Annotated in this window: 14 protein-coding genes; 3 read left to right on the top strand and 11 right to left on the bottom strand. The window is 42.3% G+C overall.

Features of this window, described 5'->3' with window-relative positions; translation table 11 throughout:
- Positions 1-2: 2 nt before the first annotated feature.
- The 5 genes from M23134_RS00070 to M23134_RS00050 form a co-directional block, all read right to left on the bottom strand.
- Complete coding sequence (locus M23134_RS00070) at positions 3-473, bottom strand: phage tail protein (RefSeq protein WP_002692495.1); 471 nt, start codon at positions 471-473, stop codon at positions 3-5.
- A gap of 138 nt (positions 474-611) precedes the next feature.
- On the bottom strand, positions 612-2,288 hold the full coding sequence (locus M23134_RS00065) for a phage tail sheath family protein (protein ID WP_002692493.1): 1,677 nt from the start codon (positions 2,286-2,288) through the stop codon (positions 612-614).
- Between the two features lie 14 nt (positions 2,289-2,302).
- Entirely contained in the window at positions 2,303-3,301 is a 999-nt protein-coding gene (locus M23134_RS00060; protein ID WP_002692492.1) for a hypothetical protein, read from the bottom strand.
- On the bottom strand, positions 3,298-3,873 hold the full coding sequence (locus M23134_RS00055) for a DUF4255 domain-containing protein (protein ID WP_002692490.1): 576 nt from the start codon (positions 3,871-3,873) through the stop codon (positions 3,298-3,300). Before M23134_RS00055 ends, M23134_RS00060 begins: the two co-directional genes overlap by 4 nt.
- A 454-nt stretch (positions 3,874-4,327) precedes the next feature.
- A complete protein-coding gene (locus M23134_RS00050) occupies positions 4,328-5,302 on the bottom strand; it encodes a PD-(D/E)XK nuclease family protein (RefSeq protein ID WP_002692486.1) in 975 nt (324 codons plus the stop codon).
- A gap of 121 nt (positions 5,303-5,423) precedes the next feature.
- Here M23134_RS00050 and M23134_RS00045 point away from each other — a divergent pair, with 121 nt between their 5' ends.
- Positions 5,424-5,912: a hypothetical protein gene (locus M23134_RS00045; RefSeq protein WP_157558273.1), complete on the top strand. Its 489-nt coding sequence runs from the start codon at positions 5,424-5,426 to the stop codon at positions 5,910-5,912.
- A 328-nt stretch (positions 5,913-6,240) separates the two neighbouring features.
- On the top strand, positions 6,241-6,543 hold the full coding sequence (locus tag M23134_RS00040; protein ID WP_002692482.1) for a hypothetical protein: 303 nt from the start codon (positions 6,241-6,243) through the stop codon (positions 6,541-6,543).
- A gap of 97 nt (positions 6,544-6,640) precedes the next feature.
- Here M23134_RS00040 and M23134_RS37260 read toward each other — a convergent pair whose 3' ends face one another.
- The 6 genes from M23134_RS37260 to M23134_RS00010 form a co-directional block, all read right to left on the bottom strand.
- Complete coding sequence (locus tag M23134_RS37260) at positions 6,641-9,223, bottom strand: PAS domain-containing sensor histidine kinase (protein WP_002692480.1); 2,583 nt, start codon at positions 9,221-9,223, stop codon at positions 6,641-6,643.
- Positions 9,224-9,649: 426 nt separating this feature from the next.
- On the bottom strand, positions 9,650-10,456 hold the full coding sequence (locus M23134_RS00030) for an SMI1/KNR4 family protein (RefSeq protein ID WP_002692476.1): 807 nt from the start codon (positions 10,454-10,456) through the stop codon (positions 9,650-9,652).
- A gap of 916 nt (positions 10,457-11,372) precedes the next feature.
- Entirely contained in the window at positions 11,373-17,117 is a 5,745-nt protein-coding gene (locus M23134_RS00025; RefSeq protein ID WP_002692471.1) for a sacsin N-terminal ATP-binding-like domain-containing protein, read from the bottom strand.
- 649 nt (positions 17,118-17,766) lie between these two features.
- Entirely contained in the window at positions 17,767-18,060 is a 294-nt protein-coding gene (locus tag M23134_RS00020; RefSeq protein WP_002692468.1) for an IS110 family transposase, read from the bottom strand.
- Complete coding sequence (locus tag M23134_RS40810; protein ID WP_002692466.1) at positions 18,053-18,424, bottom strand: hypothetical protein; 372 nt, start codon at positions 18,422-18,424, stop codon at positions 18,053-18,055. The genes M23134_RS00020 and M23134_RS40810 overlap by 8 nt, the downstream gene beginning before the upstream one ends.
- Before the next feature lie 25 nt (positions 18,425-18,449).
- Positions 18,450-18,716, bottom strand: a complete 267-nt coding sequence (locus M23134_RS00010) for a hypothetical protein (protein WP_002692465.1) — start codon at positions 18,714-18,716, stop codon at positions 18,450-18,452.
- A 671-nt stretch (positions 18,717-19,387) separates the two neighbouring features.
- On the opposite strand from M23134_RS00010, the gene M23134_RS00005 reads away from it, so the two are divergent.
- On the top strand, positions 19,388-19,579 hold a 192-nt coding region (locus tag M23134_RS00005; RefSeq protein WP_045112720.1), incomplete at its 3' end, for a hypothetical protein.

Genomic DNA, 19,579 nt, shown 5'->3' with positions numbered 1-19,579 from the left:
CTTTACAGCTCTTCCATAGTTACCCGGTCAGCCAGGAGTGTAAGGCTTTCGATAGAGGCATCGTTAGAGTTAGCATCAAAAGTGGGTGCATCTAAGCCTGTAGGAAAAGCATTGATCACTTTCCAGACAAATACTGCGGCACCGTTTTCGTCGCACAACTCAATGTTCACGTCTTTTTTGTCTACCAAATTGGTTTGAATAGAATTGATCCAGTTGTACAACGCAATACTTTTACCTCTTACAATGCCTTTTTGCAAAGTAATCGTGATTTCTGAGCTTTGGGCGGGCATCCGCATTACCACTGGTCCGGGCGCGTCGCCTCCCACTGCACTCTCTTTGTAGGTGGTGGTTTCATACGCTACCTTCAGGCCCGATACCTGAGAAAAGGCAACGGTGGTACCATCAATTGATACCCGGTAATTGTATGAGGGCAAAGGATAGTTATTTTTAATTTGTTCTTTTGTTAATGCCATGTCTTTTGAGCTAAAAAATATTTAAGGAATGATTTTGTACAATATTAGCAGCAAGCTGTTAGCTTCAAGCCACAAGCCATCACCAATGAATTGAGTTAACTTTACTTGTAGCTTGTCGCTAATGACTTGTTACTTTGGTTACGACTCCTGCAGTTTATGCATAAAGCGTAAAACCACAAACTCAGCAGGACGGCTTGCCGCAGCGCCTACTTCTACAATGAGCTTGCCTTCTAAAATATCCTGACTATTCATTGTTTTGCCCAAACCTACATTGACAAAATAAGCCGATTCAGGCGTAGAACCTGCCAGCGCCCCTTGTTGCCAAAGCCCATACAAGAAGCTTTCTACCAAACCTTTTACCTTGAGCCAGGTAGTAGCGGTGTTGGGTTCAAACACTACAAAAGAGGTAGACTTTTGAATAGACTCTTGCATGTAAGTAAACAAACGCCTTACATTTACATATCTCCACTCGTTGTCGTTGCCCGCCAAGGTGCGCGCGCCCCATACCAATGAACCACGTCCCGAAAAACTACGAATTACGTTGATAGACTTACCCGAGGTAGCATCTACATTGAGACGTCCTTGTTGAGTGTTGGTAATGGTGCGGGTGGGTTCAATCAAAGACGCAATGCTTACGTTGGCGGGCGCCTTCCATACCCCACGGTCGCGGTCAACCGATGCATAAATACCCGCTACGGCAGTACTTGGGGGCAGTACTACTCTCTGCTCTCTCAGGCTGTTTTTTACCTGGTTGTACAAAGCAGTATAGGAGTCTTTGATCTCTGCCAAAGAGCGGGTGGGATTGGTCATATTAGCCGAAGCTTTAGAAGCAACGTTTTTAGTTCCGTCTCCTACCAATGCAATGCTATAGCCTCCAGTGCTCCCACTAAACGCTGCCCAATCACTTACTACATTACTGGCTTGGGCATCCGAAGCAGCTGCAATGGTTAAACTAATGGTAGCGCCATCTTCAACTACCGTAAAATCAGTAGTAGCACCCGCATCTGCAGTATTGGTTACGGCAATTTTAGGAGTAATTCCTCCCGCGTTTGATGCTATGTATGATACCACAAAACCATTGGCACCACTGTTATATTCAAAAAAAGCTTTTCCTACATCTACATCAGCATCGTCGTACTGATAACTCAATGATGTTTGGAGGTAAGGGGTATAAGCAGCTCCATACTTGAGGTGGTTGCTGCCAATGTTTTGTCTGAACCCGCTGGCGTCAGTATCAGCGCTCAATACATCAAAAATACCAAAACGGTCTTTCAAGTCATTGCACTGGTTAAGTACTTTTACACAACTGGCATAATAATCTGCCTCGGCAAGGTTTACCGCATCGGGCAATACCACCAAAGTAGGCTCGTCAAACTCTTCGAGTTTGTCAATACCGCTTTGTATATCATCTGCCGAAATAGCATCAGCTGTAGTAGCAGCCGCAGCATACCTGCCTACCGATGCAATGTAGCAACTGCCGCCACCATTGTCGAAAAACATGCGCAACGCATAATACATCAGGTGTGAATGCAATTCACCTGCATCACTGCTACCAGTAGCTGCCTTTCTTTTGAGTACCCCGTCTTCCAGAGCAAACCTGGCGTGCTTTGGTTGGCTGCCAAAAAACTGCTCATATTCCAACAAAGTATCTATTCTTTTTACTACCACTTCATCGGCTGGAAGTGCTACCCCGTTTTTATCCAGGGCTTTTTCGGTGTAGCCTACAAAGGCTGGTATAGCGGTGGCAACCCCTGCTACTGAAGGAGGTAAGGTAGAAACTTCTTCTACATACACACCAGGTACGTTGTAATCCATAACGATTTATGCTTTTATGAGTAAATATTGAGTATTCCTACTCCTTCGTTTTGGGGAGCAGGGTTGGGTAAATTATTGACAATGGTTTCGCTGTCTTGCTGGAGCTTGATCCCCTTCTTTGCTTTACTCTGATAAGGCAGTGCAGCGGTGGAAGCAATATTGAAAATTTTTGCTTCCGGATACAGTCCCTTCAAACGATCGTATAACTCTCCGGTAAGTATTTCGGTGGTGCTGCCAAAAGCCCAACTACTTTCTGAGTCGGCATCGGCAGTAATTGTCAGGTTTGCAGGCAACAACGTATTGGGTGCTACAATGTAGTAGTTCCATTGTTGCTCTTTGCGACTAAAGGTAATGGTGTAAGCCTTGTCGAAGGTAAGGCTGCTGCCATCAAGCGTAATAGACGCCAAGCCAAACACATTGGGTGGCCACTGAGGTGCTATGGGGTAACTTAATTGAAACGCTTGCCCGGTTTCATAAGTAACTGGGCTGGTATCAAAAGTAATTTTATTGAGGTCGGCATCATACGCTGGTGTGGGTACCGGGTCAAGCCCAATGACACCAAAGGTTGGTGATGCGGTGGGTTTATTTTGTAAAAAGAATGAAGTATCTGAACCTCTTTGCTCAGGAATATTGAATAAGTCAACCGCAGTGGCTTCATCATTTTCCAGAGACAGTTCGGGGTTAGCCCCATCAACCACAAAACGAGGGGCAGTACCCTGTAAACTTTGCGTGTCGGTAAAATAAAAGAAGGCAGGGTGTTGCACTTTTATATAAAAGTCAAAAGTCACATTTGCCGGGGGCAAAAATGTTTTTTGTGCTTCGTCTCGCACTGGACTGCTCAGGTAAAGTTTGCCTGGTGCACTGTGTAGCTTAAGCCGATACTGTTTGATCAACTGGGCACACTCAGGCGTGGGGCTCAGTGTCAGGTATTGATTAATGGCTGGCACTGCCTCTGATGAACCTGAAAAGTAATTGTGCAAAACAGCTATTGAGAATAAATGCTGGTAATTCATCGCAACAAGGTATTTTGATTGCTGGTTTGAGTAACTAAAGTATCCGAACTTGTGCTATCTTCTTGATAAACAAGCATTCTCAGCTTATATACTACAGAGGGCAGGTAAGCTACCTTCAAAGAACTCCATATTTCGTTCTTTTGGGCATTGTTCAACGACTGAAACTCTACAGTGAGTTTGTCTATGCCATCCGGCATTCCAGGAAAGTCTTCGGGGGTAAACAGGTGGTTTGACTGAAAGAACTGCATAGTATATGACAAATGCTTGAGGGCTGCCTGATAATCGGTAAATTTGGCAGAAAACAGCAAAGTCAATATCACACTCAAGGGAGGGCTTACAGAGCCGTGGGTTCCATCAGAACTCACCTGGGCATAAGGGTCGGCAGGTCTGAGCACTCTCTCCTCTTCCAGGTTAATCAACATTAGGTTGACCGTTCTTAAATTAAACACTGGCGGATCAGTGTCAATTTTAGGGTAGTCAACCCTGGGGGCAGTCACTGTACTATCTGGAATTTTTTGTAACAGATAGTTGTTTAGTGCGGTTTTTAAAAATTCGATCGCTTCGTGTACCATTTGATTATTGGTAGTTTAGTCACTAGTAGTTTGAACAAGTTTGAGTAATCTCTTGATGTATGTTACACAAGGTATGAATCCGGTTATAAACATCCAAAAAAACAACTTAAAAAAAGCCTATTTTTTTTACGAAAAACACCAAAACACAACCTAAGAACCTGAAAATAAGAAAATTACCTATCACAAACACCTGACAAATCCAGCCATAAAAACCTGTTACCGATGTAATATTTACCAAAAAAAGACATATTTTCAAGCTAAATAACTCATTTACAGCCCCTTTGTTATGTAAGTTTTAAAACAAAAAAGCAACACGTTTATATTTTCTGATTTATGCCACTTATAACCTAATCAATTTGTTTTTGAAGAGAAAAGTAAGGCCAATCATCACAGGGAAAATACACCAACGAGCGCCTTCAGTTTGCCTGTGTTGATGGTACTTATTAGTGCGTGCTCAAAACAAAGAAGTTTGCGTCTGGGTGGGTGCAGGTTGTTCACAAATTTTACGAAAACGACACCCCCGGCAGTTTTCTTCTGAACGATTGACCGGAAAGTTTGCTATCTCTAGTTGCTGGTACTTAAGATATGCCTGAGCAGCGGTCATTTCGGCAATACTTTGGGCAATGTTTTGTTCTATTTCGTGCACATCTTCGAGGCTGATGTCGTAGGTGCGCACCTCATTGGTAAACAACTGATATTCAGTGAGCTGAATATCTGTAATGGGCAGGTTATCCAACACTTCGGGGAAGTCGCGCGGGCGTGCTCCTTTTTTTATGATCCAGGCATACAGTCTAAGCTGTTCTTCGTAGGTACGTTGTGCTTTCGAGTGCACCTTCCAGTCGATGATGTGTACCCGAAAGGGGTGTTCTTCAAACACCAGCAAGTCAGGAATTGCCTTGAGGGTAAAGTGTTCGTTGTACTTTACCTGCAGGTCTTGTCGCTGGGTAATCAGGCGGCTTGCCGAACGCAAATATTCCAGAAAACGCTGGTTATGAAACAAGTTTTTTAAGGCTTGTACCGCTTCCAGATAGGCTTGATTGAGGGCTTCGCGGGTAATTTTTTCGGGGGCATATTCCAGGTCATACAAGGCCAGAAAGCTTTCGCCTGCTTTGGTTTTGGTCAAACCCTCTTCGCGGTATTTTTGCGCTTTGGCAAAGGCGTATTGCTCTTGAAACAGTGCCTTCATTGCCGTAATAACGTCTTGGTACTGTGGCCATATCCCTTGCTGTAAACAGGGGATGACTTCTTTGCCTATGATGTAGTCAACCATAGAGCCTCGCCAGGCATTGAGCGACTGTAGGTTGCGCAAAATTGCTGCTTCCTTACGTTCAGGATCTTTGGTAGCGTTGGCGTTTGCCATTTTATTTTGATAAAACCACTGACGCCTACAGCCCTTAAACTGGCGATATGATGAAAATGACCAACGCATAGATATATTCTTGTAAATTTTATAAAAAAAATTTCAACTTGTTAACCTTTTATACCTGATTTATACTAACTTATAAGCAAATCTATTTAATAAATTTTATATACCATAACTTTCAAAAATTATGTTGAAGAACACATTAATGGCTTGTTTCGCACTGGCATTGGTTGTAGGGATGACGTCTTGTGGGGGAAAAAAAGTATCGGCTAAAACCAAAAAGCTGATGAACAAACGCTGGGTATACGATGCAGAAGCCACCCGTGCCGAAGCTGGCAAAGCCATCAATAAATCTACTGGTATTAAAAATGCCTCAGATGTGACCAACCTTAAAGGAGATGTAAAAAAGATTGGTAATTTTTTGATGAACCATACACTACAAATTTACAAATCTAAAAAAGGCAAACTTGCCTGGCAACGCACCAAGGGCAAAGGAGTATTGAGCTCTAAAGTACGCGGTTTTTTTAAGTGGAAAGACAAAGAAGAAAATGAAATGGTGTTGTTGGGGTATAACGGCAAAGGCAAAGATGCGACTTTTAAAATAGAAACGCTTACCGATGGAAAACTCGTGCTTCTCAATGAAATAGGCGCAAAGAAAATATACAATAGAAAATAATTAATTCAAGCTGAATAAGAGTATGTTTAAAAATCATAATCTGGGTTAAAAAAGTGATTTTTACGCGCTGACTTTGTTGATTTTTGCGTCAATAGCTATGGCTATTAGCTTAAAAATACGCCTCGCCAGCACAAAAAACTCATCATTTTTAACTCCGAAGACAAAATTTAAACATACTCTAAATTATTTTATGATTCATAAAACAGGGGGCTTAACGGCTTGCCTGTTTTTTTATGCCTCAATATTTTCAAGCATTCATTTGACCATAAACTTGACAAATGTGTTATATTGCTATTTTGTAGCAATCATTCTAAAAATCTATAAACTTATGCCAAATAACACACTTTATACCATCGGATCAATCGTTTTTATTGTGGGCATTGTGCTGGCAAATGGCTGGGTAAAACTGGGCACATTCAACCTATACTCTGTATGGATTATGACCATTGGTTTTGCGCTTTGTTTTATTGCCCGTACAGGCTCATTAAGACTGGTAGCCGGGCTTGTATTTGCCTTTGGGTTGGCACTAAGCCAGGGTTGGCTCAATGAGTTTCAACAGGTACACTCTATGATAAAGTACGCTGGCTGGATTATGGCAGGGGGCTTTATGGTATTATCGTTTAGTCGCTAACAACTTTGAGCCAAAAGGTTGAACCATCACACCAGCCTTTTGGCTTATCAATTCATTTTAGAGCTTGTTTCGCGTTTCCATACCCAAAACGCTTCCACTACTCTTCCTCGTTTTTTACTGCTTCGTGGCTAGGCAACGAAATGGTAATGGTGGTGCCCTTGTCCAGCTCAGAGTGAAGCATCACGTCTCCCCTTAGCTTTTCCACGGTTTCTTTTACTATATACAAGCCCAACCCCGACCCGTTGGAGTCTTCGCTGGCGCGGTAAAACATATCAAAGATTCGGTCTATGTTTTCGGCAGGTATGCCTTTGCCATTGTCTTCAATTTCTATGTCTACTCCTTCTTCGTTGATAAGTGCCCGTACTTTTACAAAGGGCCTTTCGGCAAAGGGGTTGTGGTATTTGATCGCATTTGAGATCGTGTTATTAAATATAATTGTAAGGCGGGTAGGGTCAGAATAAAATCCTGCAACAGCATCGTTTGTTTTAAGCACTTCCACTGTTTTATCAATACTCTCAGAGCCTTTCATGAATTGCAGGTTATCGAACGACTGCTGTACCAGTTGTTGAATATCAATGGCTTTAGTCGCTATTTTCAAACGGCTGTTTTTAGAGTAGTTGATAATGTCTTGTACAAATATATCCAGCTTATGAATGCTTTGTTTGATCATTTCCAGGTAAGTGGCAAGGTTGGGTGGGGGATTTTCGGTATTGGCAATATGCACCAACCCCAAAATGGAGGTAAGTGGGGCGCGTAGATCGTGCGAAGCACTGTACACAAAGCGATCGAGCTCACTGTTTATTTTTTGTAATGCCACGTTTTTCGACATGAGCAATTCCTCCGACTCTTTTTTGGTAGAGATGTCAATGATGGTTCCATCATAAAAAGTTTTCCCGGTTTTACTTCGGGTAACATGGCTATTGAGCAACCCCCAAAACGTACTGCCATCTTTGCGCTTAAACAACACTTCCTGGTTTTTAAAATACCCCTCTTTTTCTAAGATAGAGAGTAGTTTTTCCCGTTGTCGCTCGTCGTAATACAAATCATTGGGGTGTACTGTGTATGCTTCGGTAATGCGGGTAAAACCAAACAAAAGGGCAAAGGCTGGATTAATGTATATCAGCCCTTCATCGAGGGTGCTGCGATAAATACCCTCGCTGAGGTTTTCGTTGATAGAGTTGAGCAAGGCTTCGTGCTCTATGTTTTTCTCTTCGGCAAGTTTACGTGCTGTAATGTCTTCAATCATTCCTACGCCAAACAGCAAGCGCCCGTGTTTGTCGCGAATGGTAGAGTTGGTCAAGCGCCCCCAAAGTATGTCTCCGTTTTTTTTGCGGTATTGTTTTTCGAGGCTTCTTACTTTAAAAAAGTCTTGAATGTTTTCAACCGGTACCTGAATATCGTCGGGATAGGCAATGTCCATAATGTGCAAGTCCACCATTTCTTCGCGAGTATAGCCCAACATATCCGCCAATGCCTGATTGCATTCAACAAAATTGCCTCTGGCATCTGTCAAGGCAATGCCCATGTGGGTTTCTTCAAAAATACTTTTAAAACGCGCCTCCCCTTCCAATATTCTTATTTCAGAGTCAAGCTCGTTGCTAATATCACGGGCAATGGCGGTCAAGTATTTATGTCCTCTAAAGCTGCGATAGTTTACCGATACCTGGGCTGGATAGTGACTTTTATCTTTACGCTGTAAAATTACCTGGAAATGAATTGCTTTGCGCGGGTTGCGTATCAACGCGTCAAAACGCTGCCTGAGCGCTACCCGGTCTTCTTTGATTACATCATTTACTGATAATTGTTTAAGCTCAGCCTGTGAATACCCCAAACTACGGCAAGCAGTATGATTAAAGTCAATGATAGCCCCACTTTGAGCATCGGCTATTATGATAGATTCGCCTGCTTGGTTGAGAATACTACGAAACCTTTCACGTTCAAATTCGGCTTCTTTGCGTGCCTGAGTGTTAATGGCTTGTACATAAAAACACTCTGTTTGTAAGGCATCATCGTATAAAAGAGAGGTGTGGGCTGAAGTAAAAACCTCTACACCTGTTTTATGCAAAAACCGTTTTTCAAGCTCAAAATGCCCCAGCTGCTTGTTCGCCACTTTTGTTTGATACAATACGAAAGAGGGCAAGTCGTCAGGATTGATAATATCAGGCAAACTTTTTTGGCAAACCTCCTCTGGGTGGTAGCCAAGCATTAAACAAAACGCACGATTGGCTTTTAATACTTTATTGTCCAGGCTGAGCAAAAACTTGGGGATGGGTGAATTCTCAAAAACCTGTTGTCTTACCTTCGTTTGTCGGGCAAGTTGTGCTTCCAGTTGCTTTTCTCGATCAATGTCCAAAAAAGTGAGCATTACCTGGGCATTGGGCGACACAGAAGTAATGTTACAGTCAAGGCGCAGGTGTTTGGGTGAGCCATCCGCCATCTGCCACACTGTTTCGTGGTAGTATTTACTTTCTGATTGGGTGGTGGCTTCAGTGACATACCTGTCCAGGGTTTGTTGAGTGTCCCACTGTGAGAGTGCTATGAGTTTTTTACCCACAACAGCCGAGCGATTGACTGATAACAATCGGCTAAAACCGTCGTTGACTGCCAAAATTTGCCGACTGGTTACATCCAGTAAAAGGGCAGGCAATGGTATAAACTCTAAAGTATCAGCCTTTATCACAGGGCAATGGTGTGTATATATTGAAAAAATGTTTTTAGAATATGCTTATACTTAAACAAAAATGGTTTTGAGGATGGATTTTGACTAATTGCCTGAATACCAACATTAATCAACCGAAGCTACAGCTTTGCTGTGCTGAGCTCAGCTTCAGCTAATCCTGTAAATCCTAAAATCACTTTCATCTTAGTATAAAAGTCATCATTCTTAACATACTCTTAAAGAGCATTGGCATGGGTGGTCTACATAATGTTACACTTTACGAACATTCGCTCCTACTCCAGGTACCAAGTAAATCTAATTAATTTATCTGAAGATACCAAAACTAAAAAAGGCTTGCTCTACTTATAGAAATGCTCACATTGTAATACATTTTTTTCGTTTTAAGTATGTCTATTATGAACAAGTGAATGCTATTTTGGGTTTGTTTTACGTGGCTTTGTTTTCTTTGTCCAATAGTTCCCTTAACTCTTTTACCGATACCTGGCGACTGTTATAGTATAGCTTTTCCAGCTGTTGTTCAGAAAACTGACCAAGTAACTCCACCTCAAATGCATCTTCTGGTTCAATGTTTAACCAAAGATTATGGAGCAATGTCTGGTGCTTTTGCCGGCTGGAGTGGGTGATAAAAGAAAGTAATGTTTGTGGCGTGCTTGCCCCTACGATTACATTAAACTTGTCTGTTTCGGCTACTTGATCCGTTTGCACATACAGTTCAGGCGTAATGAATAACTCCCCAGGAATTACCTCTGGCAAACCAGCCGTAAAATTGGCTACTTGGGTGACGTTGGCATAATGGGCTTTTTTGAGGTGATGAGGAGCAGTGAGATTGGCAAAGGTTACATTTTGCAAACCTTCCAACAAAGGGTGACGATCGTAGACACTGTCTACCACCCAAAACTCCGCGATGGGTTCAGCCTTGCCCAACTCCTCTACCCTAACACACTCCCACACTGAGTCATAACCTCCCCCCTCGCTAAACAACGTCAGATAGCCGTCTTCATCTGCTGGATACAAACTCGATAAGCTCCTGATATTGTATTCGTAACATCCCCGGTTTTTATACACAGGGTGGTTGCCCAATTGGAGGTAAAAATCAACTAAAACTTCAGGAAACTTTACTTGCAAAGCTTCCTCTGCCTTTCTGATTTCCTCGGCGGGCAAGCCACTGTTGGCTACTTCGTGCCCAAATGCTTGTATTACTTTGATTATTTCTTGGACGTGGGGGTTGTTCATGGGTTACGGTTTTTAGTATGAAATTTATAATGTATTTAAGCCCTCTGCAAGGTTGTTTTTATAAATATCCTTGCATACTTCCTTGGTAATCTACCTTTACAAATGGTTAGACAAACAGTGTAGAACCACCATAATAGACAATCAAATAAGGTCATTATTTACTACAAATTAACCCAACATGAGATTATTTAAAAACCCTTTTGGTAAAAAAAGTACAGAAGAAGAAGGAAGAAGTAAAACATACGAAGGCAAATTAACATTCGGCAAACATACACTGTCATACGAAGGACATGTATTGCTCTTCTTGGACGTGGGGTTAGTCATGGGTTGTTGGGTTTGATAAATTATTTACTGGAGTTACGCAAATCTAGCGTGCTTTAGTCTCATTTCACTAAGACCAAAGCAGGGAAATTTTCATAATTCGTAATTAAATAACCGCTTCCAGCGAAGGTCTTACCGCAGGGTGACCTGAGCAATGCTCAACCGAAACTTCATAAACGACTTGGATACGATGTTTCGAGTGTTGGTGTACTTTGGTTTTAAGCTACGCCTTGCGTCCATTCCCACCTGGGTTAAGTTTACAAACTTAATTCGTTAAATAATGGAAAGTTTGCAACTTTCCTTGCGCAGCAAAATATTGGCTACCTCCTGCTCAACCAAAACTTAGCGTACTTTGGTTTTAAGCATCACTTCGCGCCCATTCGTAATTAGCTTCGCAGAGCTCCCTGCGGTCGGTTCGTAATTTAGTCCAGAGTCGGTAGACCGTAGTTTTAAGCATCGCTTCGCGCCCATTCGTAATTAGCTTCGCAGAGCTCCTTCCAGTCGGTTCGTAATTGATCCATTCGTAATTAAAAAACCCCAGCCCACCTCTCGGCAAACTGGGGTTTTGTTTTTAATTCATTTTTTAAAAGAAACGCTATTTTTTCCTACTCGCCAAAAACGCCTCCAGATCACTGATGTCGTCATCGGTCAAACCTTTCTCGATGATAAACTGAGCCAGTTTGTCCGAAATGGCTTTTTTGGCGGCAGCATCTTCATCTTTGGCAGCCGCCTGGGCTCCATTGCCAGCTGACACTGACACTACAGAACCGCTCTGCGCTTTAGCTTCCAGAAAGCTTACATATTCGCCGGAAGGCAAAAACTCTTTCACCAATTCATCTACCGATTGCGCACCCTTTTTGCTGATAAACAAACGGTGTTGGTCATCAATCACTGAGCCTTCTTCGCGCTCTTCGGTGTACAAAGCTTCGTCCTGGAAAAACAAACTATAGGGCAAAGTATTGGCATAGAAAAACACCCGATGATCTACCTCAGTAGTTTCACGCCATTTTTTATAATAATCAGCCTCCCATTCGTTGGCACGTTGCATCAATTGGTCTACGTCTAATTTAGGACTTGACAAATGAATGCGTTCGGCGCTCTTCTTACCCCATTTTTTAGGATACACCTCCATCGGCATCAACGGCTTGCCTTGTGCCTTGAGCACCTTAAACACTTGTTGTAGCGTAATGTCTTGCCCTTCTAAATGATTGAGGGTGTTTTCGTTGAAATAAAAATCGTTTTCAGCCTTAGGCTGTAGTATATATTCGGTGTATTCATTCTTAAAATTGTATACATACACCATCGGCACTTTGCCCAAGTAAGTGTCATAGTCTAGCTGATGGTATATATCGTGCAACACCTGCAAACGGGCTTCATCGGCAAACACGGTGGCTTGTTTTTGCATAAAATCAAGGGCTCCCGCCAACAAAGTTTCGTTGAGGTCATTGACAGGTTTTTCTTCCAAATCCCATGCTCCACCTTGCGTCAAGAAATTGCGCAGTTGTACCGCTATCGAGTCTCCCGTATTTACTCCCAAGTCTTTCAAAAACAGTTCTTTATTTTCCCGGATGTCCTCTTCAGCCTCCAGCCATTGTTGCAAATACGCAGGTATATCTTCGGTGCCCGACACTACCCCCTCTTGCAACACCAATTGGGCAGGTACAAAGCCCAACACCTGAGCCACGGGCAAATCGTTGATTGTAGTCCACTCGGTTTCGGCAATGGCGGTGCGCGCTTCTTCGTTTTTGTGCCACTGGTCAAACAAAAAAGCGACAAAATCGCGGCGCTCATCTTGCCCTAACTCCTCCTTAAGCGAAGGGCAAACCAACTCGCCGTCTTCAAAGTAGGGCGAACAACCAATCACAAAAGTAGGATTGACCCTATAGGCAGGGCGGGCCGCATCTATAGCCAGGTATTGGGTCACAGGTTGGTAGTGCGCCTTTAGGGTAGCATCGGCTCGCACAAAACTCAGCGGGTGGGTATAATAAAAATACTCTGCCGCATACACTTGCTCGTCCATTGCCACAATAGTAAAATCGTGGAAAACAAAATCGCCCCCCTCTTGTTTGTACAAAATCAAAAAGGCAAGCTGTGCGCCACTCTTAATTCGGGCATCCTCCTGCGCCTTGATTGCTTCAAATACCTCCACTTTGTTGGCGGCTTCCGGGCGGAAAATAACCTCATTAATAAAATCAATTGCCGGAAACTCCATCAACTGGGTCGTAAGCTGGGCAGCAATTTCTTGCATTTTTGCCCTTTCGGGTAATATTGCTGCCAGAGGCAAACCCTCGTATACCTCTTCGTGTACCGCTACCTCTTGCAGGCGGTACTGCCCATCAATGCGTACTTTATCGCGGAAAGCCTCTATATCAAATTCGGCATTATAAAGCTCGTGCGCCATGAGCAAACAACGAAACTCCAGCGAGTCTTCACTATATTGCTCGCCTGGTTGTTGTGCCAATTCCAAGGTTTCCATTTGTTCAAGAAACACTGTTTTTATCTCTAGATCGCCTTCAAACACGTAAGGCATTAAGGCCACATCGAAACCACTCAGGCGCAATATTTCCTTGTACATCTGCAAGCCATCTTGCATGAGTCCACAGTCTGCCAGTTCGGGGCGATAAAATGGCGCAGGTAGTTTTTTGAACGATGCCTTGAAAGCAATCAAATCGTCGATCACCTCATCTTCGGTATAAAACTGATACAAAGCATTGTCGTGGGGAGTAATGGTAAAGCTATCAAAACGGGGCTCCAGGTAGGCTTGTTCGAAGAAAGGATACCCGGCAAGCACCATGAGTTCCAACCAGCTTTTGAGCTCTTCTTCGGTATAAGTATCGTTGCTTTCGACCAAGTATTCGGCAAAGTCGTTTGCCTCTGCCACCTCAAACGCACTCACTGGCTGCAAGGCTTCCATTACCTCTGCTTCAGGCACATGCAAACCTGTCATTTTGCCCAATAGCACGCGAAGGTTTTCAAAGTCTTGCACCTTGCCCAGTGTAGGATGAAAAAACACCTCATCACGGGTTTTAAAACCATCGGCAGTATATATGTAAGGTAATTGTTGCGCCTCAAGGGTGGCTATAGCATTGCCCAGCTTTTCTTTTGCTGCGGCAAAATACCCCTGCAATTGTTCACAAAAACGTTGCACCGGAAACTCGTCTGACAACACATGCGCGGTGATACTGTCCCAATGTGGTACAATCAGGCTTTGGTAGATTTCAGATGTATCCTGCAATAAATATTCATCTAAGACCTCGTCATAGTCTTCGCGCTGAATCTTGAACGGCTGCAGCCAAGTGGCTACCTCTATAGAAGGCGCCAGCAAACTGCTCAAGGGCTGAATGTGGCCGTGTTGGTTGCTAAACAGCTCCAAGTGATCGAGCGCTATAGTTTCCAGACTTTTCACCAGGTCAAACAACTTGTGTTTTTGGCTGGCTTTTAGGTCATCGGTTTCCAGCTTTGCCTGAATAAACCGATCAAACAGCATTTGTTCGTTTTCGAGGTAAGGCAAATAGCTCTGGAGGCTTTCCTGCAAATGAGCATATTCGCTCAGGTTGATTTCAGATAGTATAAAATCAAAGTCGCGCAATGCCTGGCGGTGCTTTTGCAGCTTGTCAAACACAAACAAGGCATTTTCGGTTTCGATGACTTCATCCAACGAATACATTTCGTCGTTGCTGAATACAAATAACTTTTGCTCAACAAATTTTGAAAAATCTTCCTGGCTTTCGTTGAGGTATTTCAACAGGTTTTGTGCCTCGTCGCGCTCAAGGTAAGTCGTTTGAATCTGCCCTGGCAATGCCTGGTTGGGCACATCAAACGGCGCATTGCCCAAATAAGGCAATACCTGATAGTCGGGCATTAATAGATTAGTCAGTTTGCTTACTGCCATTTGCAGGCTTGAGTATTCCATCTCACCAATTTCGCGCAAAGCGGTATTAAAAAACACATAGTCGGCCGATTGGAAACCTTGCATGGTATACAAGCACTTTTTAGCCGCCAGGGTGTCGGCTTCGGTACTGTCTGCCTCGTAGTAACGTTGTACACTGGCATAAAAACCCGCCCCATCCTGGATCACCTCAGGGTGTTGTACAATGTCTTCCCAATCGGGGTAAATACGGGTAGCATATACTTCAGACACCGACGTAAGAAACTCCTCCAGATCGGGGGTATATTCTTCCCCATTTATTTTGTGGGTAACCAGCCATTCTTCCTTGATTTCTTTGCTTGCTGACAACAACTCGCCCAAAGGCACAATGCGCCCTTCGGTATTACAAAACAACTGAAACTGTTTCCACTGGTCTACTTCTATGCCCTCGATATTGAGCAAAGTAGCAAACAAACGTTGCTTCTCTTTGGGTGCCAATTGGTTGTTTTGGGTTTTGGCATTGACCATGTCAAAAAACAAGGTTGGATCGGCAAGGTAAGAAATACGTTCCTGAATGGTGTCTTCTACCACCGAACTTTCGGGAGCAAAGGTGTGTTCAGACACCATAAAGCCCAGTTTGATCAATATTCCGCGGATGGGTTCCAACAATTGAGGCAACAAAATAAAGTTGCCGCTATTGGCTACCGCATTTATCGAGTAATAGCGATCGTTTGAGAATTTATAGTATTGAATATTCAAAAATTTATTCAATAAAAACTCCCCATTTGCTGTCCAGGTGTCTTCATCTATCGCCTTTATTTCATCGTGAATCAAGGCGTACTCTTCGAGTTGAGTGTTTCCAATCAATTGGTTGAGGGCAGGCAAGCTTCCCTGTTGAAACAAGTCAACAAAGTTCCAGGCGGTCAAGCCTAATTTTTCAATTGCCACTTCTACTACCTGTGGGTCTTCGACTTCGTCCCAAAAAAACCACTCTTTGTCTACCCCAAACTGGCGCGGGTGAAAGGGCAACTCAGTGTTTTTGAGCAATACTTTATGGCGGTTTACGGCGTGTTGTTCTTTGGTAGGAATGTGCTCTTTGATGTATTGAAAAAGCGGTTGGTACAAAATAGCATTCAACCAGGCAGTTCGCTCGGTGGTAGGCTCATCGCTGAGCAATATATTGGGAAAAATATCTTTGTAAGTGGCAAAATCGGTGGGAATGAGCGTGTCGAAATGCTGGGTAAGTCGTTCGCTGAAAGTTTCAAACAAACGAATGTTGGCATCGTTGTAATTCTCCATTCGCTGGCGGTCGGTGGCCGTGTCGAAGTAATTGGAATGCAGAATAAAGTTAAAGTTGTTTACTTCCGTTTTCATCGGAAAGTATTTGTAAAAACTGGGGGCTTTTTTCAGAATGTCTTCTGATTGGCGGTAAGGCAAATAACCAAAAAACACCTTCAGATCACACCAATCGTATTCGTCGGCTTCGGCAAGTTTTTGCTTGTCCAGGTCAAATATTTTGTGGTAAGCCTTGTCGGTTTTAGGAATGGTGATTTCTACATTGGATGTAGACAGGTCTACTGGTTGGGTAATTTCTATGTGATCGCCAATTTTTACTTCGCGTAGTTTTTTCAAAAAGTTGAGCGATATTTCTACTCCTTTTTTAAACCCAGCCTCGTTTTGCAACAATTTATCGTATTTGCCATTGCCTAGTTTGATAAAAAACAAGGAGCCTTGCCCCAACTCTTTCAAATTGAGTTTGTGCTCATATTTTTTCAAAAATGTTACATACTCCAGCAGTTCTTCTTTTGGGAAAAGTACCTGTTGTTTGTTTTGCAAGTCTACCGTGCCTGCATCTTCGGGGTGTACCGGAAAACAAGTCAATAAAATCTTAAACAACCAGGGAGCATCTTCGGCGTTCCAGTCTCCTTTGTCAAAGCCTTGCTTGAGCTGGTCGGCATCTAGTTTCAACAACGACTCTATGTGTTCGGTTTTCGACCAGCTAAACACCACAGGGCCTTTGTTGTCGCGCATCATTTCTTCGGCGCCGGTGGTTTTGCCCAATAAACGGTAGGCAAGCTTAAAACCGATGCCAAAACGACCGATTTTTTCGCAGCTCTTTTTGGTAGAAGCCGCTATATTCAATAACGAGGTCAGGTCATCGCGGGAAAAGGGTTTTCCGTTGTTGATGGCCACAAAATAAGATTCATCGTAAAATATATTGAACAAAGACGACTGGGCATCGGCCGCATTCTGGATAAATTCATAGATTGCCTGATCGTCTTGAGCAATTTTGAGCGGAGTACTCAAAAAATTGGCAATGTCGGGCACTGCCCCATGTACCAAATCTATAAAGCCCAAGGTGTTATCGTGGCGATAGCCAATAAAATCGGGGTTGATTGCCTGATCATTTTTTCGTAGTTTATATTCGTTCTTATACCAATCTCTAAAGAGGTTAACATCTTTAATCTTCATGTATACAGTTAGTTTTACGTGGATTCAATCTCTAAATAGCTGCCATTGACAATAAATAAGCCGAAATTAGGTGGTTTGTTTGGCAACAGGCAAGCCTATATATTGGGATGTAATATCAGTATGCAAATGTAATACTTTTAGCCAATGTTTGCTCAAAAAAAACAAGTAAATCGCTAATAAATTAAACAAGAATTGTTAATATAATGAGCACGCAAAATAATGATGGCTAAAACAAGACATAGTACTGATAGGTAGGCTGTTCAAAATTTAAAAAAGTGCCCCAAAGTTTTAAGCCATCCTTAATTATTATGGCGAATTTATTTACTCAATATGGGGCTATTTTATTCAGAGCCCAACCAATTTTCAAAAAACGTCATTCTCCTTAGTCGAGTGACACACCGACCAACACGAATCTACGCTTAAACGCTGTTTTTCGGGGTATCGATCGGTTGGTGAAAACACACAACCGAGGTGGAGAGGGTGTTTTTCGGGTGAATTTACTTTGGTATTTAGATACACATTTTCCCTGTTTTCTCCTTAAAATATAGTGTAAGTGACCTTAAAAACAACTTTTTTCAACTAAAATACGGACAAATACCTGTCAAGAACTGTGTTAAAAATCAAATTTTTCTCCAAATAAAATTTGTTATTACCCTTTGTTGAGTTGATAATCATCTTGATAAAGGGTTTCATTTTTTATCACGGCAAAAAACTGTCTTACTAACTTATGCATTATTGCAACCATAGCGATTTTGTGTGGTTTCCCCTTGGCTCTTAGTTTTTCGTATAAAGCTTTGCAAGCACTATTATATCTTTTGGCAGACTTCGCACAATTATAAAGCAGGCTTCGCAGTTGGGGATGTCCTTTTTTACAAATACGTCCTCTTTTCTGATGCCTTCCTGATTGGTAAATATTAGGGGCAATCCCAATAAATTTAGCCAACGCCTTGGGAGAAGAAAAGTCCTTGAGTAAAAAGTAATAAAAAAGTGGCAGTTTTTTTACCAATACCTTTGACACTTACTCCATACACGAGTTGCTTTTGATAATTTTGAGGCAATTCCTGTGTTACTTTTTCCTCCAGTTGTTTTTGCTGACGTTGCAACAATTCAAGTTGGTCTTCTATCATCATTACACTTAAATCATCAGGCTGGGGATGGAAGCTTAGTTCACTGATACGGTTTTTTAACTTCTGTATATCATTTTGTAAATGCTGTAGGTTCAGTAAACGATGACGGTGGGTTTGCCAATCCTTGTCAGGAAGCATCATACCCTTTAACTGGCGCTCTTCACCAAGTCTTTGAAGCATCACTGCATCAGAGGCATCAGTCTTACTAATAGAAAGTAATGATTGAGAATACCCTTTCCGCTGGATTAACTACTGTTAAAATAAAGCCTTGCGCCTGTAAAGCATAAGCCAAAGGGAAATGATACAAACCAGTAGCTTCCATTACTCCATGACTGTCGGAAGGAAGTTGTGCTATAAACGCTTCTATTTTATCTAATTGGTTCTTCAACTCCCCTTGAACAAGTTCTCCATTCTTATAATAAGCATAGTGAATTGTCAATTTCCCAATACCAAAACCTATGTAATGTGCCATAATTTGTTAATTTTACATCTTGCTATTTAATGAAATTCCGTATGGATATTATCTTCATTACACAGGCTTGATGCCTAAAGAACTGTCCAACATATACGGAAATATAGGAAGTAGCCATATCTTGACAGACAGGGTGAAGCCCTAAGGTTTTATCAGTGTGCTACTTCCTTTTTATAAAAAAACAAATTTTATTTGCCTTCACAAAACATTGTCAAATGTATGAGGTTTTTAAGACGACGCCAAGAAAACCTGACAGGTATGGAATCAGCTGAATGTAGTGGTTTTTATAGATTTTGAATACTTTTTTGGGGAAGAAATTCACTAATTTTGAACAGCCTAACTGATAGGTATCGGCATCTAAAGGGCTTTACACCTGACACTGCTTTGTACTATACAGTGTATGCTTTACCTCGCCTAAAAACATCAGAGGTTTGGCGTTTGTAAACCCCTTAGGAATGATGAGAAATTAAATTGCTATTCTTGAGGTAGAGGTTTTGTTTTGAGACGAGGCTATTTTTTGCGCCCATAGCAGCGCTACGGGCAATAACTGATGGCTACAGCTACGCTGTGCCGAGCTCTGCCAACGGCTAAAAATAACGAAGTATCAAGGCGAAAAATCACCTCTCAGAGTGTAAATTTATTTTTGAACAATTCCTTAGTAAAACTACAATATGTATCTGAAAATTTATCAACCTTCGCCCCCACTCAACACTTTTGTAAAATCACTGATTTATTACAAGGGTTATACTGCCCCTGGTGCCCTCGAAAAACTTTTACCCGATGGCAACTCACAACTAGTGATAGCACTGGACGACACCCCAGAATACTACAAACCATACGACATCACAACATCACTTACAAAG

This window comes from Microscilla marina ATCC 23134, from assembly GCF_000169175.1.
Lineage (GTDB): Bacteria > Bacteroidota > Bacteroidia > Cytophagales > Microscillaceae > Microscilla > Microscilla marina.
Note: the sequence above shows the minus strand (reverse complement) of the source record. Positions and strands in the feature narration are given on the sequence as shown.

Bases quoted from the DNA above. Each gene is read 5' to 3' on its own strand.
- M23134_RS00040 (WP_002692482.1), top strand. From the start codon at position 6,241: ATGCCAAATAACACACTTTATACCATCGGATCAATCGTTTTTATTGTG.
- M23134_RS00010 (WP_002692465.1), bottom strand. From the start codon at position 18,716: ATGGCACATTACATAGGTTTTGGTATTGGGAAATTGACAATTCACTAT.
- M23134_RS00065 (WP_002692493.1), bottom strand. From the start codon at position 2,288: ATGGATTACAACGTACCTGGTGTGTATGTAGAAGAAGTTTCTACCTTA.
- M23134_RS00045 (WP_157558273.1), top strand. From the start codon at position 5,424: ATGTTGAAGAACACATTAATGGCTTGTTTCGCACTGGCATTGGTTGTA.
- M23134_RS00050 (WP_002692486.1), bottom strand. From the start codon at position 5,302: ATGCGTTGGTCATTTTCATCATATCGCCAGTTTAAGGGCTGTAGGCGT.
- M23134_RS00030 (WP_002692476.1), bottom strand. From the start codon at position 10,456: ATGAACAACCCCCACGTCCAAGAAATAATCAAAGTAATACAAGCATTT.
- M23134_RS00025 (WP_002692471.1), bottom strand. From the start codon at position 17,117: ATGAAGATTAAAGATGTTAACCTCTTTAGAGATTGGTATAAGAACGAA.
- M23134_RS00055 (WP_002692490.1), bottom strand. From the start codon at position 3,873: ATGGTACACGAAGCGATCGAATTTTTAAAAACCGCACTAAACAACTAT.
- M23134_RS00060 (WP_002692492.1), bottom strand. From the start codon at position 3,301: ATGAATTACCAGCATTTATTCTCAATAGCTGTTTTGCACAATTACTTT.
- M23134_RS40810 (WP_002692466.1), bottom strand. From the start codon at position 18,424: ATGCTTCAAAGACTTGGTGAAGAGCGCCAGTTAAAGGGTATGATGCTT.
- M23134_RS00070 (WP_002692495.1), bottom strand. From the start codon at position 473: ATGGCATTAACAAAAGAACAAATTAAAAATAACTATCCTTTGCCCTCA.